The sequence below is a fragment of the Amycolatopsis sp. NPDC003861 genome (assembly GCF_053605405.1).
This window is the reverse complement of sequence record NZ_JBSGJD010000065.1, coordinates 25,225-39,786: the sequence shown is the minus strand read 5'-3', so window position 1 is coordinate 39,786 and position 14,562 is coordinate 25,225. Positions and strand designations below refer to the sequence as shown.

The window sequence follows — 14,562 nt, the reverse complement described above, 5'->3', positions numbered from 1 at the left end:
GCAGCCGGACTTTGCGCCGGACCGGCAGCCGGAGTGCCGGGCGCAGCCGGGCCCTGCGCCGGGGGCCCGGGTGCCGCTGAGGCACCAGCCGGACTGGGCGTCGGCGTGCTGGGTACCGCCGGGGAGCCGGGCACGCCTTGAGCCGGACCGGCGGCCGGAGTGCCGGATACCGCTGGGGAACCAGGCTGGCTTTGCACTGGGCTGGGCACCGGGGCAGCGCTGGGTGCCATTGGGGAATCGACCGGGCCTTGCACGGGCCGGCCGGGTGTCATCTCGGAGCCGGCCGCGCCTCCGCCATGCGCGGGCGTGGTGCCCGGCTTAGGACTCGGCCCCTGTGGGGTCCCTGACAGCGAGGCGGCGCTGGGAACCGGGGACGTGCCGTGCACGGGTGCAGCTCCCGGCGTAGCTCCGGTGCCCTGAGGTGCCGAGCTGGGGCCTTGTGCGGCGGCAGGCGCCGAGCCGATGCCCTGAGCCGGGGCCGGGTGGCTGCCGGGCGTGGCGCCCGGGCTGCCGGGAGCCGGCAAGTTTGCGGGCCCCCAGGGCGGCTTGGGCAGATGGGCACCGGTCATCGGAGCCGGTGAGGTCGGCTGAGGGGCTTCGTCCGGGGCAGCGCTCGGCTGGGGAACGTCCGGGGCAGCCTTCGATTCGGCACGGTCCTGGGCGCCGCCAGTCTGCGCCACCGGCTGCGGCACGGCAGCGGGTGCCGGCGGTTCGGCTGGCGACTCCGGCTCTGAGGCGGCCGTCGGCTGCGAAACCGCAGCGGATACCGACGGCTCGGCGGGCGGCGCCACTTCTGAGGCGGCCGTCGGCTGCGGAACGGCAACGGGTGTCGGCTGTTCCGCTCCAGACGGGGCCGTCGGCTGGGGGCCCTCGGGAGTTGCCCGCGATTCCGCGGCAGGCATCGGCTGCGGGGCATCGGGCGCCGTCTGCGATTCCGCGGCAGGCTGTGCGCCGACCGGCGGCTGCGGCTGCGGCTGCGAACCAGCCGAGTCCCCTTCTTGCGGCGCAGCCGGCACGCCCTGCTGGATGGGCTCAGCCGGATGGTCCAGCTTCCGTTCCGCGGCGCTGGGATCTTCCGGCTCGGTCCGGCCTGACTCGCCCGCCTGCGACTCGACGGCTGCGGGGGCCGCGTCGGTCTGGGGCTCGTTCGATGGCACCGATTCGGCCGGAAGTTCGACCGGCTCCGGGCGAGTGGCCTCGTCCGATGCCGCTCCGGCGGATGCCGCTACGGCTTCCTCCGGCAGCTCCGCCTTTCGCGATGCCGGTGCTTCCTGCTGGTCAGGAACCGGTTCAGCACTCGTATCCCCCGCCTCGGCCGAAACCGACGCAACAGCCTCCGGCCGATCCGCCTCCAGCGCCACCGATTCGGCCGCCTCCGTCTGAGCCGCAGGTTCACCGGGTGCCGGCACCTCAGTCGCTGGCTGCTCCACGTCCTGCGGTGCTGCCGGCGCAAGGTCGGGCCCCGAGACGGCACCTTGCGGCCGTTCGGACTCCCGTGGCGCCGAGGACGAGGTGACGGTCTCCGGAACATCCACCGGCTCAGCCCCAGGACGAGCCCCCTGAGCCTGTACGACCTCAGGCGCCGGGCGTTCCACAGCAGGAACCGGCTCAGGCGCAGAACTGACCGCATCCGGCGCCGCATGGCGGGGCGCGGTCGGGGCCTTCACCGGGCCCGGCAGGTCCGGCTCGGCCGTCAGCGACCACTCCGGCTCCGGCGCCCCGCCACCGGACGAACCCGGGCGCGCCCAGGCCCCCGGCACCTGCTGCTCAGGCGTTCCCGGGACCGACTGCGCCGGCGGGGGGTGGGGTACCGTCCGCCACACCGGGGCCGGGCCGATGTTCATCGGGGCCGGGGCCGCCGCCGAGCCGGACGGTGACGCCGCCGGGGGTGCGGGTCGCGCGGCCGGCTTGGGGATCGGGTCCAGGCACGACACCAGGACCGACGTGTTCTCCGGGTCCGGGACCTTCCGCCCGCTCCTCTCCCGGTAGACCATCTCGCCGTCCGCGTCCATCTCCACCAGGTAGCCCGCCTCCGCGAGCTGTTCCTCGTCGAGGTCCGCCAGCTTCTCGTAGCGCGAAGGCACCACTCGATAGATCGGCCACGCCAGGCCCGCGTGCTCCGCGTGGAATTGGGCCAGCAACGCCGCCATCTGGTGCTGCCACGGCAGCGACATGCCCTCGGCCAGCGACCGCGGCAGCACCACGTACCCCGCGTCGACCCCCGGGTAGCCCTGGCCCAGCTGGTCGGCGAGCGGGGTGCTGGACACGGGACGCGCGCTCTGCCGGGGCGGCTGAGGCGCGCCGAACAGCGCCGCCGGGTCCCGGGGCTCGCCCGCTCCGGGCTTGCCCCTCCTGCCGAATTTGCGTCCCACGTGCTCATCCTCTGCCAGTACGCGGCCACCTGCTCGGGGAAGCGGCCGCGACGTCGGTGCGATCGGTGTCCAGGCCCTCGCAACCCATGCTAAACGCCGGGGCGGACCGCCTGCGGCACGAGTTCGCGCTCGTCGAACGAGAACGCCCGGGTGTGCACCGGGACGCCCGTCTGCTGCGCCTCGACGATCTTGTTGTCCCCCAGGTACATCATCACGTGGTGGATGGATGACGGGTCCGCCGGGTCGGTGGCGAGGAACAGCAGGTCACCGGGCTGCGCGTCGCGCACCGGCAGGTACGCGCCGGCGTGGTACTGGTCGCGCGAGACCCGCGGCAGGATGATCCCCGCCGACTCGTACGCGCGCAGCATCAGGCCCGAACAGTCGTAGGAATCCGGGCCCGTGGCGCCCCACACATACGGCTTGCCCTGCTCGCCCAGCGCGAAGCTGATCGCCTGCCCGGCCGCCTGGCTCGGCGGCAGCAGCGCGCCCAGGCCGGTGCCGCAGGCGACGACGTCGACGACCTGGCCGACCGTCTCCACCAGCGTCGCCGCCATCGGCTCCCACTTGTGGTAGCGGTCCGGGAAGCCCGAACGCTCCACCGCCTGCGCCGCGTCGCCGGGCCGCTTGTTCTCCCAGTCCGGCACCGCGAGCAGGACGTCGTAGAACTTGTTGACCGCGTATGTCGGGTTCGTCACCTCGGCGACCGATCCCCAGCCCATCGACGGCCGCATCTGGAAGATGCCCTGGGAGTCGCGGTCACCGTAGGTGAGGTTGTGCAGGCCGGATTCGGTCATGCCGGCCTGGATCGCGACCTGCCACGCGCGCGGCGCGAGCGTCCTCTGCTTGCCGATCGAGATGATCAGCGCGACGATGCCGCGCTGCTCCTCGTCCAGCTTCGACGCGTCGACCGTGCCGCGATCACCCTGGCCGGGCTGCGTCGGCCCGACCGAGGCGTCGCAGCTCATCAGGTTGACGCCCCGGGCCTGCGCCTGCTGGTTGTCGATGACGACCTTGGCGGCGACCGCGGTCACGACCAGGGCACCGATCGCGACGAACACGACCAGCCCCAGCCACAACCCCAGGCGCCGCACGGTCAGCTCGCCTGGTCGTAGTCGGCGACCCGCCAGCCGGCGTTGGTGCTCACCACCGTGATGGCCAGCTTCGGCCCGTCGGTCGGGATGGTCAGCTGCACCGAGCTCGGGTAGGACGTGCCGACGACCGGCTCACCGGTGACCTTCGACGCCGGGATGTTCGACGGGTCGACCGTCGACATCACCGGCAGGTACTCCTCGGTGGTGTACGGCTTCAGCTGCGCGAGCCACTGCTCGGAGGTGATCCCGGCCGGGTGCCTCACCCAGGCCGCGGCCCACTCCTTGGCGACGCGGATCGCGTCGGCGTTCGGCGCCGCCGGGGTGGGGGTGGCCAGCGGCGTGGACAGCCGGGTCGGCAGGTTCGACGTCGGGACCGGCGCCGCGACGCCCGGCGGGGTCGACGTCGCCGAGGTGGTCGTCCCCGGGCCGCCGGGGGACGCCTTGGCCTGCGGCTTGCCGATCACCTTCGGCAGCACGATGCCGAGCGCGGTGATGAGGATGGCCAGGAACACGAGCGCGCCGACGAGGTGGCGCGGCGAGCGCAGCGGCCAGCCCCACAGGCGCCGGTAGACCGCGGCGCGGCCGCGGTTGGTGCGGATCGGCATCGGTCACCGCCCCAGCACTTGGTCGGTGTCCCGCGGCTCCTCGCGGACCTCGATGCCCCGCGACGGCCGGTAGAGGACGAACACCGGCTTGCCCGCGACGACTTCGGGGTCCACGCGCCGCGGCTGGGCGCGCACGCCGGGCGTCCGCGGCGCGTAGTCGCTGAAGCCGGACTCGGGCGGCCGCAGGTCGGACGGCACGACGACGGGCTCGGGTTCGTCGCTCCAGCGCCGGTCGGCCACCGGCGAGGTGTCGACGCGCCGGCTCTCCTCCCGCGTCGTCGGACGGCCGCCCGCGCCGACGACGACGTACTCGCCGCCGTCGCCGTTGGCCGGGTTGTACTGGCCGAACACCGGGGCGCCGGGACGTCCGCCCGCCGGCAGCGCGCCCGCGGACCCGCCCCCGCCGACGGCCCCCGGCCACGCGCCGGACCAGGCGGCGGCCGGGCGGGAGGCGTGGGAGCCGTTGTCGAGGCGCTGGGCGTTGGCGAAGATGGTGGCTTCCGGCCGGAACCGGCCGCCGCCGGCGGTGGCCCCGAGCGGGCCGCGCTGCTCGCCGTCGACGACGTCGTCGGTGTCGCGCACGTTCTGCCAGAACTCGTCCTGCGGGGTCGGGCCGTTCTTGTTGCGCCGGAACCGCGAGAAGATCCCGCCGCCGGGCGACGGCACCGCGGCGCCGACCATGCTGACCGACATCTCGACCATCTGCCACAGCCGCCGCACGGGCCGCCCGACCATGAACAGCAGCACGGTGATGAGCCCGGCGAGCACCATCTGCGTGAGCATGTTCAGCGAGTTGCCGGCATCGAAGATGGCTTGCAGCAGCAGGGCGTGCACCCCGGCGAGCACGGAGAGCACGACGAGGTTGAAGGCCACCCCGCCGGCGACCTTGAGCACGCGGCGCAGGATCTCCGGGTGCAGCAGGGCGACCAGGCCGATGAGCGGCGCGGTGAGGGCGAAGAGGCGGATGAGGACCTGGGCCAGTAGCACTGACGCTTTCGCCAGGAGCTGGAAGAGGGAGTAGACGAGGGCTTGGCCCAGGGAGAGGAAGCCGGCGCCCGTGCGGCCGCCGGCCTCGCCGGTGAAGTAGCCGGTGGCCGGGCCGAGCTTGGTGGAGATGTCCTTGTAGGCGTTCTTTTTGCCGTCGATGACGGACTGATTGGCGTCATCGCCGTTCACGAGCTGGTTTCGGGTGAACGCCTGGGCGTCGAGCAACGGCTTGCCGAACTGCTCGGCCTGCGGCGCCGTCGGCGTGCCGAACTCCCCGCGCAGCCAGTTGTTGTAGACGATCTGCGTGTGGAGCTGGGTCGGCAGGATGTCGCGGACGATCCGGTCGCCGCTCTCGTCGACGAACCCCGCCTGGATGTTCGTCGTGGTCTGGACGATCGCTTTGTCGATCGGGTCGAAGTACCGCAGCATCGCCAGTGACGACGCCGCCAGCCACACCCCGGCCAGCGCGTAGAGCGCCCGTTTGCTGACCGCGGCCAGGTCACCGCGCCAGATGTTGCGGAACATCATGATCGACAGGATCAGCGCGACCAGGCCGAACAGCTGGGCGTAGATGTTGTTGTAGACCTTCTCGGCGCCGGACTTCACCGCGTTGTAGATCGGGTTCAGCAGGCCGCCCTCGAGCACCGTGTAGTGCAGCGAGTTCGTCGCGCCGACGATGTTCTTGCCCAGGTTGAACAGCTGGTTGCCACCCCAGGTATCCAAAGTGGACCCCGGCGGGGTGAGGTTCACCGCCGTGCAGTTGGTCTCGAAGGTGTTCCAGACCATGCCCGCGTAGCCGTAGTCGATGTAGGCGCTGTTCGGCTCGCCGTGACCCTCCGGCGGATCGATCGCGCCGACCATCCCGGCACCCGGGCGTTCCGGGTTCGGCGCCTCGCCGCACGCCGCCGCGCTGGCCGCGGGGGCCGTGGCGATGGCCTGCAGGCCGAGCACCAGCATGACGGCGAACATGGTCGCCTTGCGGCTCGGCACGCGCCGGGCCGGCGGGCCTTCCTTGATGCGGCGCTTCACGGCGTGCCACCCGGCGGCCAGCGTCAGCAGCACCGCCAACGTCAGCAGGGTGTTCATGCCGCACCCCCTGTGGCCGCGCCGGAACCGGCCCCGGAGCGGCGACCCGCGACCCGGCGGCCGGGGCCCGCGTCCGCGCGCACGCCTCGTTCCCGGGCCGCGTTCATGCGGCGTCCCGGCCGGTGCCGCCCTTCCCACCTGAGCGGGCGTGTTGCTGTTGCCCGTTGGACGGCTGGACGCCGCCCTCCACTTCGCCCGTCTCGGAGGCCAGCGGGTCCGGTGCGCCCAGGAGGTTCTCGTCGGCGAGGCCGACCTCCAGTTCCGCCGCCAGCTCGAAGTCCTGCTCCAGCTCGATGTCGTCCTCCGGGGGCACCGGAACGTACGGCTTCTTCTCCTCCGCCGGCAGCGCCAGCTCGTTGCCCGGGCGCCGGGACGGCGCCGCGTCCTTCGAACCCGGGGTCGTGTCCATGACCGCACGCAGGTGGTCCAGGTGGGGGCCGGAGAAGTCGACGCGGATGCGCTCCACGCCGCCCGCTCCGTCACCGAAGATGAACTGGCGGGGCTCGACGTCCCGCTCCAGGCCCCGCTGGGCTCCGGGACGGCGTCCGAGCGCCGCCACGACCTGCTCGTACCCGACGCCGACCGGCACCTTCAGCAACCGGAGCGCGTCCGCCTGGGCGTCGTCGTCGTCGAGACGGCCGACGAACACCGAGTCCAGCAGGGCCACGAAGCCCTGGATCTTCAGGAAGTCCGCCGGGATCTGGGACGACAGCAGGACGCGGACGTTCCACTTGCGCGAGTCACGCGCGAAGCGGTTCATCAGCACGCGGCCCGTCGGCACCTCGGACAGGAAGAACGCCTCGTCGATCCAGACGCCCTTGCGCATCTCCTTCGGCTTCTCGTACACCGACCGCTGGGTCAGCCACGCCGCCAGGTTCAGCATCTCGACGCCGAGGGACTCCGCGTCCGTCCAGTACTCGCGGGGGACGCCGTCCTTCGGGAGGGTCAGCCCCGCCATCGTCAAGACGGTGAGCCGGTCGTCTCGGGTCTCCGAGTACGGGTCCGCGTCCGTCTCCGGGATGAGCAGCGCCATGCGCTCGCGCATCTCGTCGAGGAAGTCCGCGACGACGCCCGCGTGCTCGTGGTGTTCCGACGAATCCCGGCGCAGGGCATCGATTACCTGGCCAGGATCGGCGTCGAACCGGCCGCCGACGGCCCGCACCGCGCGCAGCAGCACGATCCGCGTCTGGGCCATCCGGGAGACCTCGTACGGCAGGACACCGGTCAGGACGTCCAGCACCAGACGTCGCCGGGTCGCGCCCGCGAGGGCCTTCTCGCGGCGCCAGGACCGCTCGGGGTCGTCCTCGTCCATGAAGTGCTCGATCAGCGGCTCGGCGACCACCCGGTACGGGTTGAGGATCCCCGGCTGGGCGTTGAGCAGGTTGATCGGACGCGCGTACGGGCGCAGCTCCGGCAGGTCGCACAGCCGCGACAGCGGGCCCGACGGGTCGAGGATCGTCCAGTTCGCCCCCGCGCGCAGCGTCTTGTAGACGATGCCGCCGCCGAGGAACGACTTACCACCACCCAGGCCGGCCACCATCGCGGTGAGGCCGGAGCCGTCGCGGATCTCCTGGGCCATCCACGGGTCCCAGGCGACCGGGCGGCGGGTCGCCGTGCACGTCTCGCCGAGCAGGATGCCGCGGCGGTCGCCGACCTCGGCCGTCGCCGTCGGGACCGCCGAGGACGCCCAGACCACCGAGCCGCGGCGCATATACGCCGCCGAGGCCAGTGGCTCGCCCGGGATGAACTCCCGGGCCATCGCGTATTGGGCCTCGGGGTGCTCGATGGCGATCTTCGGCTTGTACAGGTCGAGCAGCTGCTGGGCCAGGCGCAGCGCGTCGCGCTCGGTCGGGCCGGACACCGCCAGCCGCCACCAGGAGCGGACACGGGTGGCGAGCGCGGTGAAGCCCGACGTCATCTCGTCGTCGATCTCCAGCACGCGCCCGGCCTGCCGGGACAGCGACTGCGGCGGCTCGAGCTCGTGCTCGTCGGTGTAGTGCTTGACCTGCGAGCGGACCTTGTTCATCTGGCGCTGCAGCTCGCCGGCGACCTCTTCGGGGCGGCGGACGTAGATGCGCGCGGACACCTCGACCGCGGCGGGCAGGCGGTCGGCGTGCTGGATCCAGGGGTCGTCGACCTCGGGGATCTGCAGGCCGTGCATCTGCCCGACGGTCAGGATCGCCAGGTGCCGCGAGACGCCGGCGTTGGAGCCGGTGCGGCCGCGGACGGTGACCGTCGGCGCGTACGGGTCGGCGTAGTAGTCGGCCGCGTCGGTGAAGCTGGCCAGGTCTTCGGGCTCCCAGGCCGCGCCCGGCACCGCGGGCATGTTCCGCGGCGCGGGCAGCCCGAGCGAGCACGAGCGGTGCATCAGCCAGGACATCTCCTCGGCGTGCACCGGACGGCCTTCCAGCCCGGCGCTGCCGATGACCTGGTCGAGATGCTCGACCTCGGAGTCCAGCGCGGTCAGCTCGGCGTCGACGGCCTCGGGCAGGATCTTGCGCAGCACCGGCGCGGCCCGCTCGACCGCGCGGTCGACCATCCGCCGGGTCTGCACCTGGACACCCAGGTAGACCTCTTTTTCGGCCATCGAGCGGCCCATCAGCTGCTGCTGCTCGCCGATCAGGTAGTCGTCGAACGACAGCGCGCCCGGGACGTCGCCGGGGCGGCCGTGGGCGTTGTAGACGTGCGCCTCGGCCCACATCCGGATCGGGTACGGGCGGTTCGTCACGCGCAGGTGCAGCCAGCGGCCCTGCAGCTCGGCGTACTGGCCGGCGATGGCCGCGATCAGGTCGCGCCGCTGGGAGTCCGAGCGGAACGACCAGCGCTGCGGCGCCAGCCGGTACCAGGCGTAGACCTCGACGCCGGTGCGGACCAGGTGCCCGTCGATGCTTCGCACCGCGATCGACGGGGTATACGCGGGAATCGCCTGCTCACCGGGCAGGCGCGCCTTGTTCCCCGAGCCGTTCCGCGACGCGCGGACCTGCTCGGGCGGTTGCCATGCGCCCGAGTGGGTGTCCCGACCCCGTTTTCCTCGGCTACCGCCGCGACCGAACAACGACTACCTCCCGGCCCGAGCCGGGTTGCCCCGGCTCCGGCGCGCTCGTGGTGCTCCCTGGGTGAAGGCTGCCCCCGGCGGGCCGCCGTGGTGCTGGTACTGCCGCCTCCGCTTGTGCTTCGGCAGCGGGCGCTCGGCCCGGACCCGGACGCGGCTGGCGCTGACCGCGCCCCCCGTGCCCGTGGTCACCTCTCTGGGGGTGTTCAGCTCGCGCCCGGCCATCGCGACCACGGCCCCGAGCGGGCGCTCGTGGCTGATCTTGGCGGTGAGCAGCCGGGTGATCACGATGGTGGCGATGAACGCCCACGCCGTCGAGAAGAACCCGAAGCTCCACCCCGCCCAGCGTTCGACGCCGAGCACGAGGAAGAAGGTCGGGATGCCGATGAGCCAGGCGACGTACCGGGCTCTCCAGGGAAAAGTCGCTTTCGGCGGGCCGAGCCACACGGCGTCGACCCGGTAAACCTCGTCGTCGGTCCTGATGCGCACGCGGGCCGCCTCAGCCGGTGAACAGGCCGGCGATCCACTGGCCCACGTTCACGCCCGCGCCGCTGACCGCGAGACCGATGATGGCGAGCGCGATGACCACGCCGGCGAGCCGGCGCATGACACCGGCGTTGTCGCCCTTGCCGCCGCCCAGCCACAGGAGCAGGAGTGCGACGGCCAGCAGCACCAGGGGGATGACGTTGTCGAGCAGCCACTGGCGCACGTTGCCCGTGCCCAGTTCGCCGGCCGCCAGCGTGTCGAGGGTGGTCAAGGTCATCATCGCGATACTCCCGGTGCGCGGTGGGGGCCGCGCGGTTCTGGCTCAGGCGGTGCTTCGAACAACATCATGGGGGCTACGAGGGGTAGTGGTCAAAGTGCACAGCGTGGAGACCGGCTGGCTTGTCAACCGTCGTGGTGCGCGCGGCACCCGAAATCTCCACGCCCACCATCATCGCGGCAAGGGCCCTCGGGTTGAACCCCGGCCACCCATACTTCTCAGTGTGCTGACGAACTCACCCCATTGCCCGGGATTTGCTCACTGTGGGTACTGACACTGTGGCCGTTGTGCGGCCTGGAACAGTGTTGCATGACACGAACGGCCGTGTCCCGCGAGTCCGCTCTGTGACAGCCGTCCGCCGGTCGGCGGCCATGTCGATCTTGACCGCGAGTGCTGTCCGTCACGGGGTGCCCGATACTTCACAACTTTTTCACTACATAGCGTGATCTTGACCGGTGTTCAGGGCCTGCCGAGGGCGAAGACGCCGTCCGGGAAGGCGCCCGCGTCGATGACGCGACGGCTGAGACCGCGGCACAGCTCTTCGAGCCGGGCGGTCCGCTCGGGCCCCAGGTGGTCCCACGGCCCCCGCGCGGCCGTCTCGGTGGCGACCTCGACGCGGTCGCGCAACGCGGCGCCCCCGTCGGTCAGCACGCCGTCGGCGTCGAGGACCCCGCGGTCCGCCAACCGGCGCTCGGCGGCGGCCCACTGCTCGTCGCTCCAGCCACGGGTGAGCTTCGCGGCGGCGAGGTTGAACCCGCGTCCGGTGGCGCTGTGGGTGATGAGAGCTTCGAGCCCGTCGAGGCCCTCGAGGACCAGCGCGGCGATGTGCCCGTCGCCGCGGTGCTCGCGAAGCAGCGTGATCGCGTGCCAGAGGACGAGGTACGGCTCCCCCGGCCAGGCGAGGCCCGCGTGCGCGGCGTAGAGCGGACGCCCTTCCGCGCGGCAGCCGGCGGTGGCTTCGCGGGCGAGTTCGGCGGCCTCGGCGACTTCGTCGCTCTTGACGTGGTCGCCGAGGAGGCGGGTCAGCGCCTTGTCGACGGCTTCGAGCCGCGCGTCGAGGACCTGCTCCGGCGTCGCCAGGGTCCAGGCGCGCGGGATCACGCGGGCGACGACCTCGGGGTTGAAGTTGTAGAAGGTGGCCGCGACGACCTCCGGCCCGACGGCCCCCATGGCCGCCGACCGGCTCGCGAAGTACGGCATCCGGCCCGGCCGCAGCCCGATCCCGGTGAGCGCGGCCTCGGCTTCGGGTACGAAGTACACGAAGGCGTGCAAGGAATCGAAAGCCGACTTGAACCGCTGCTCGTCACCCGCCATGCCCGCACCCTACTACCGGGTAACCACGCGACGGAACCGCGCTCCGGCGGACCGGAAGAGGCAGCACGCGTGATGCCCGTTGGAACACGCGTGATGCCTCTTGGGGCACAGGGCGGACGAGCTGGCGTGTAAGCCGGATCCTGTTCCCCGGTCGCCTTGCGGCTCGCGGGGCGGCGGCCATCCATCTCGGCCTGCCGTCGCCGGCAGGCTCCAGCGGCCTACCCGCAGGCTCGGACGGGCCGTCCTCGAACGCCTGCGCAGGAGCTCGCGCTCCCTCTTGGCCTTGCTCCGGGTGGGGTTTACCTAGCCGTCCCGGTCGCCCGGGACGCTGGTGGTCTCTTACACCACCGTTTCACCCTTACCCCCGCCCGAAAGCGGGGGCGGTCTGTTTTCTGTGGCACTTTCCCGCGGGTCGCCCCGGGTTGCCGTTAGCAACCACCCTGCCCTGCGGAGTCCGGACTTTCCTCGGGCCGGGTCGCCCCGGCCCGCGACCGCCCTGCCAGCTCGTCCGCAGGCTGGATCGTAGCCCAGCCCGGCTCAGTGACCGGCCACCGCCTCGCTGCGGCGGCGGGGCCGGGCCGGCGGCGGGGGCTCGGCGGGCGCCGGGTGCTGGCGGGCCAGTTCGGCGGTCCAGTGGAGGACGGCGGCGGGGCTGTCGAGGCCGATCAGGCCGACGAGCCGGCCCTGGCGGACGAAGCCGGTGATCGGCCGGGTGCCCGGGACCGGGGACTCCAGCAGCACCGTGTCGGCGGCCAGCGACGGGCGGCCGGCGACCTGGATCCGGACGCCGTGCTGCTCGGACCAGTAGCGCGGCACCGGCGTGTAGGCCGGGGCCCCCTGCGGCCCGGCCAGGAGGTTCTCGGCGGCCGCGCGGCTCATCTCCACGGCGTTGAGCCAGTGCTCCTCCCGGTGCGGTGCGTTGTCGAAGCGCAGGTTGGGCCAGCGGGCGACGTCGCCGGCCGCGACGATCGTCGACGAGCCGACCACGTGGCAGGTCGGGGCGCAGACGACGCCGTCGTCGAGCGGCAGCTTGGCGCCGCGCAGCCAGGACACCGCCGGGACGCTGCCGACCGCGACCACGACGCAGGCGGCCTCGAGGGCGCGGCCGTCGGCGAACTCGAGGCCGACGTGCGTGGGCGCGGGCCGCCAGCGGCGGATCGTGGTGCCGAGTTCGAGGTGGACGCCGCGGGCGGTGTGCAGCGCCGTGAGCCAGTCGCCGATGTCGGGCCCGAGGACGTCGGCCAGGAGGGCGCGCTGCCGTCCGAAGAGGACGACCTCGCGGTTCATCTCACGCAGGCTGGAGGCGACTTCGCAGCCGATGAAGCCGTCGCCGATGACGGCGACCGGGCCGGGATTGGAGGCGAGGGCGCGCTGGAGGGCGATCGTGTCGGAGAGGGTGCGGACGACGACCACGCGCGGGTGGCCGTGCGGCGCGCCGGGCATCCGGCGCGGTTCGACGCCGGTGGCGACGATCAGGCCGTCGTAGTGGAGTTCTTCGTCGCGGAGGTGGACGACCTGCCGGTTCGGCGAGAGCCCGGTGACCGGTGTGCCGAAGCGCCATTCGGCGTCGACCTCCAGGGGGTCGGCGAGCAGCGTGTCGGCGCGGCTGACCGCCCCGGTGAGCAGCTGCTTGGACAGCGCCGGGCGGTGGTAGGCGATGTCGGGTTCGGCGCCGAGGACGACGACTTCGCCGTCGAACCCGAGTTCGCGCAGCCGTTCGGCCGCGCGCAGGCCGGCCAGGCCGGCTCCGGCGATGACGATGCGTTCGCTCATCGGGTGGCTCCCAACAGGTGGATGGCTCTCATGGGGCAGGCGCGCGCGGCGGCCTGGACGTTCGGGACGAGCTGGGCTTCCGGGCGCTTCTCGTAGGCGAGCTGCCCGTCCTGGCCGAGCTGGAAGACCTCGGGCGCTTCGGACTGGCAGACCCCGTAGGCGTGACAGCGCTGGCTGTCGACGTCGACGCGCACGGTGGCCGGCTCCGGGCCGTCCCCCTCGGGCGGCCGCGCGACCAGCCCCACCCGGGCCAGCGCCTCGGCGGGCAGCACGCGCAGCACCGACAGCAGCACCGGCGGGACGAGCAGCGTGATGCCGGCCAGCCAGACGACGGCGAGGTGCCCGCTCGCGATGGCGCCGAGCCACGCGTGCACGGCGAGCAGGCCGATGGCGAGGTACCCGACCTGGTGGAACCGCAGCCAGCGGCCTTCGCGGGTGCCGCGGCGCAGGGCGGCGGTCACCGACACGGCGATGACGAGCTCGAGGCCGGCGATGCCCAGCGCGTGCCGGGGCGTGCCGTCGTAGAAGGGGAGGAGCAGGTCGGCGACGCCGAACGGGTCGTCCTCCAGGAAGAGGAAAGTCAGCCCGTGCAGGGTGCCGGTGGCGAGGGTGAACGCGGCGAGCACGACGTGCCCGGTGCGGATCGCGTCCTGGCCGCTGAACCGGCGGACCCAGCCGGTCGCGGCGAGGACGCCCCAGCACAGCGTCAGGCACATCCAGAGGTAGGTGAGGCGGCCGGACAGCGTGGCGGCCTCGGCGATCCCGGTGTCGTGCGGCGACACCGGGATCAGCGCGGCGTGGGGGGACATGGAGCGGCTTACCTCCGGGGACGCGGCGAGGTCCTGCCGGGGGTTCCGAGCAGGCGGAGCAGGCCGAACGTGGCGACGGCGGCGAGAGCCACGAGAACGGCGCCGGTGGCGATGGCGCCGCCGCCGAGGGTGTCGTCCTCGGTGGCGGAGACGAGCAGGGACGTGGTTTCGGCGAGCCCGGTGCTCTCGAGCAGGGTCAGGTGCCCGAGCGAGGTGTCGACGGCGGTCTGGGCGAACGCGCGGACGTCGTCGTCGCGGGTGCCCGCGCGGACGTCGGAGGCGAGCCCGAAGAGCGTGCCGTACTCGGCGCGGAGGCGGTTGACGTAGGCGCGGTCGAACGCGTCGCCGGAGTCGGCGGCGATCTCGTCGGCCCAGCCGCGCTCCTGGTCGGTCGGCTCCCCCGGCAGGGTGACGGCGAGCCGGTCGGCGACCGCGCGCAGGGCGACGTCGAGGCGGGCCTGGTCGTCGGCGATGCGGACGGCGACGGCGCGCACGCGGCGGTTGGTGGCCCGCTCGACGGCGAGCCTGCTCGACGGCACGGCCCACAGCGTGTGCTGCTTGAGCCGGGTCAGCAGGGCGCGGTCGGACTGCTGCAGTTCCCCGGCCGAGGCCGGCAGGGCACAGCCCAGCACGAGCGCGGCCGCGGCGGCCAGCAACGCCACGAATCGGAGCGGCATCCCCGTTGTCCCTTCGCAAAGGAGTCCTCATCT

At 72.9% G+C, this 14,562-nt stretch carries 10 protein-coding genes and 1 other RNA gene; all 11 read right to left on the bottom strand.

The features are described from left to right. Positions 1–2,461 precede the first annotated feature (2,461 nt). Positions 2,462–3,448: a C40 family peptidase gene (locus ACWEVN_RS18415; RefSeq protein WP_449680451.1), complete on the bottom strand. Its 987-nt coding sequence runs from the start codon at positions 3,446–3,448 to the stop codon at positions 2,462–2,464. A gap of 17 nt (positions 3,449–3,465) precedes the next feature. Next, on the bottom strand, positions 3,466–4,068 hold the full coding sequence (locus ACWEVN_RS18410; protein ID WP_449686782.1) for a hypothetical protein: 603 nt from the start codon (positions 4,066–4,068) through the stop codon (positions 3,466–3,468). 3 nt (positions 4,069–4,071) lie between these two features. Beyond that, positions 4,072–6,141, bottom strand: a complete 2,070-nt coding sequence (locus ACWEVN_RS18405; protein ID WP_452052021.1) for a magnesium transporter — start codon at positions 6,139–6,141, stop codon at positions 4,072–4,074. Positions 6,142–6,244: 103 nt separating this feature from the next. Continuing rightward, complete coding sequence (locus ACWEVN_RS18400; protein WP_449686780.1) at positions 6,245–9,196, bottom strand: ATP-binding protein; 2,952 nt, start codon at positions 9,194–9,196, stop codon at positions 6,245–6,247. A 3-nt stretch (positions 9,197–9,199) separates the two neighbouring features. Next, a complete protein-coding gene (locus tag ACWEVN_RS18395) occupies positions 9,200–9,682 on the bottom strand; it encodes a hypothetical protein (RefSeq protein WP_449686779.1) in 483 nt (160 codons plus the stop codon). Positions 9,683–9,692: 10 nt separating this feature from the next. After that, entirely contained in the window at positions 9,693–9,959 is a 267-nt protein-coding gene (locus ACWEVN_RS18390) for a hypothetical protein (protein WP_004562703.1), read from the bottom strand. Positions 9,960–10,415: 456 nt separating this feature from the next. Continuing rightward, a complete protein-coding gene (locus ACWEVN_RS18385; RefSeq protein WP_452052020.1) occupies positions 10,416–11,270 on the bottom strand; it encodes an SCO6745 family protein in 855 nt (284 codons plus the stop codon). Between the two features lie 113 nt (positions 11,271–11,383). Then, positions 11,384–11,777, bottom strand: an RNA gene (gene rnpB / locus ACWEVN_RS18380) — RNase P RNA component class A. A 30-nt stretch (positions 11,778–11,807) separates the two neighbouring features. Then, positions 11,808–13,043 (bottom strand): NAD(P)/FAD-dependent oxidoreductase, encoded by a 1,236-nt coding sequence (locus tag ACWEVN_RS18375; protein ID WP_452052019.1) that lies wholly within the window; start codon positions 13,041–13,043, stop codon positions 11,808–11,810. Further along, positions 13,040–13,852 (bottom strand): 4Fe-4S domain-containing protein, encoded by an 813-nt coding sequence (locus ACWEVN_RS18370; protein WP_452052018.1) that lies wholly within the window; start codon positions 13,850–13,852, stop codon positions 13,040–13,042. The genes ACWEVN_RS18375 and ACWEVN_RS18370 overlap by 4 nt, the downstream gene beginning before the upstream one ends. 8 nt (positions 13,853–13,860) lie before the next feature. Then, the gene (locus tag ACWEVN_RS18365; RefSeq protein ID WP_452052017.1) at positions 13,861–14,529 is read right to left on the bottom strand and encodes a DUF4142 domain-containing protein; all 669 of its coding nucleotides are present in this window, start codon (positions 14,527–14,529) and stop codon (positions 13,861–13,863) included. Positions 14,530–14,562 lie beyond the last annotated feature (33 nt).

Excerpts from the sequence above, each read along its gene's own strand:
- ACWEVN_RS18410 (WP_449686782.1), bottom strand. The coding sequence starts at position 4,068 with ATGCCGATCCGCACCAACCGCGGCCGCGCCGCGGTCTACCGGCGCCTG.
- ACWEVN_RS18405 (WP_452052021.1), bottom strand. The coding sequence starts at position 6,141 with ATGAACACCCTGCTGACGTTGGCGGTGCTGCTGACGCTGGCCGCCGGG.
- ACWEVN_RS18390 (WP_004562703.1), bottom strand. The coding sequence starts at position 9,959 with ATGATGACCTTGACCACCCTCGACACGCTGGCGGCCGGCGAACTGGGC.
- ACWEVN_RS18385 (WP_452052020.1), bottom strand. The coding sequence starts at position 11,270 with ATGGCGGGTGACGAGCAGCGGTTCAAGTCGGCTTTCGATTCCTTGCAC.
- ACWEVN_RS18375 (WP_452052019.1), bottom strand. The coding sequence starts at position 13,043 with ATGAGCGAACGCATCGTCATCGCCGGAGCCGGCCTGGCCGGCCTGCGC.
- ACWEVN_RS18370 (WP_452052018.1), bottom strand. The coding sequence starts at position 13,852 with ATGTCCCCCCACGCCGCGCTGATCCCGGTGTCGCCGCACGACACCGGG.
- ACWEVN_RS18365 (WP_452052017.1), bottom strand. The coding sequence starts at position 14,529 with ATGCCGCTCCGATTCGTGGCGTTGCTGGCCGCCGCGGCCGCGCTCGTG.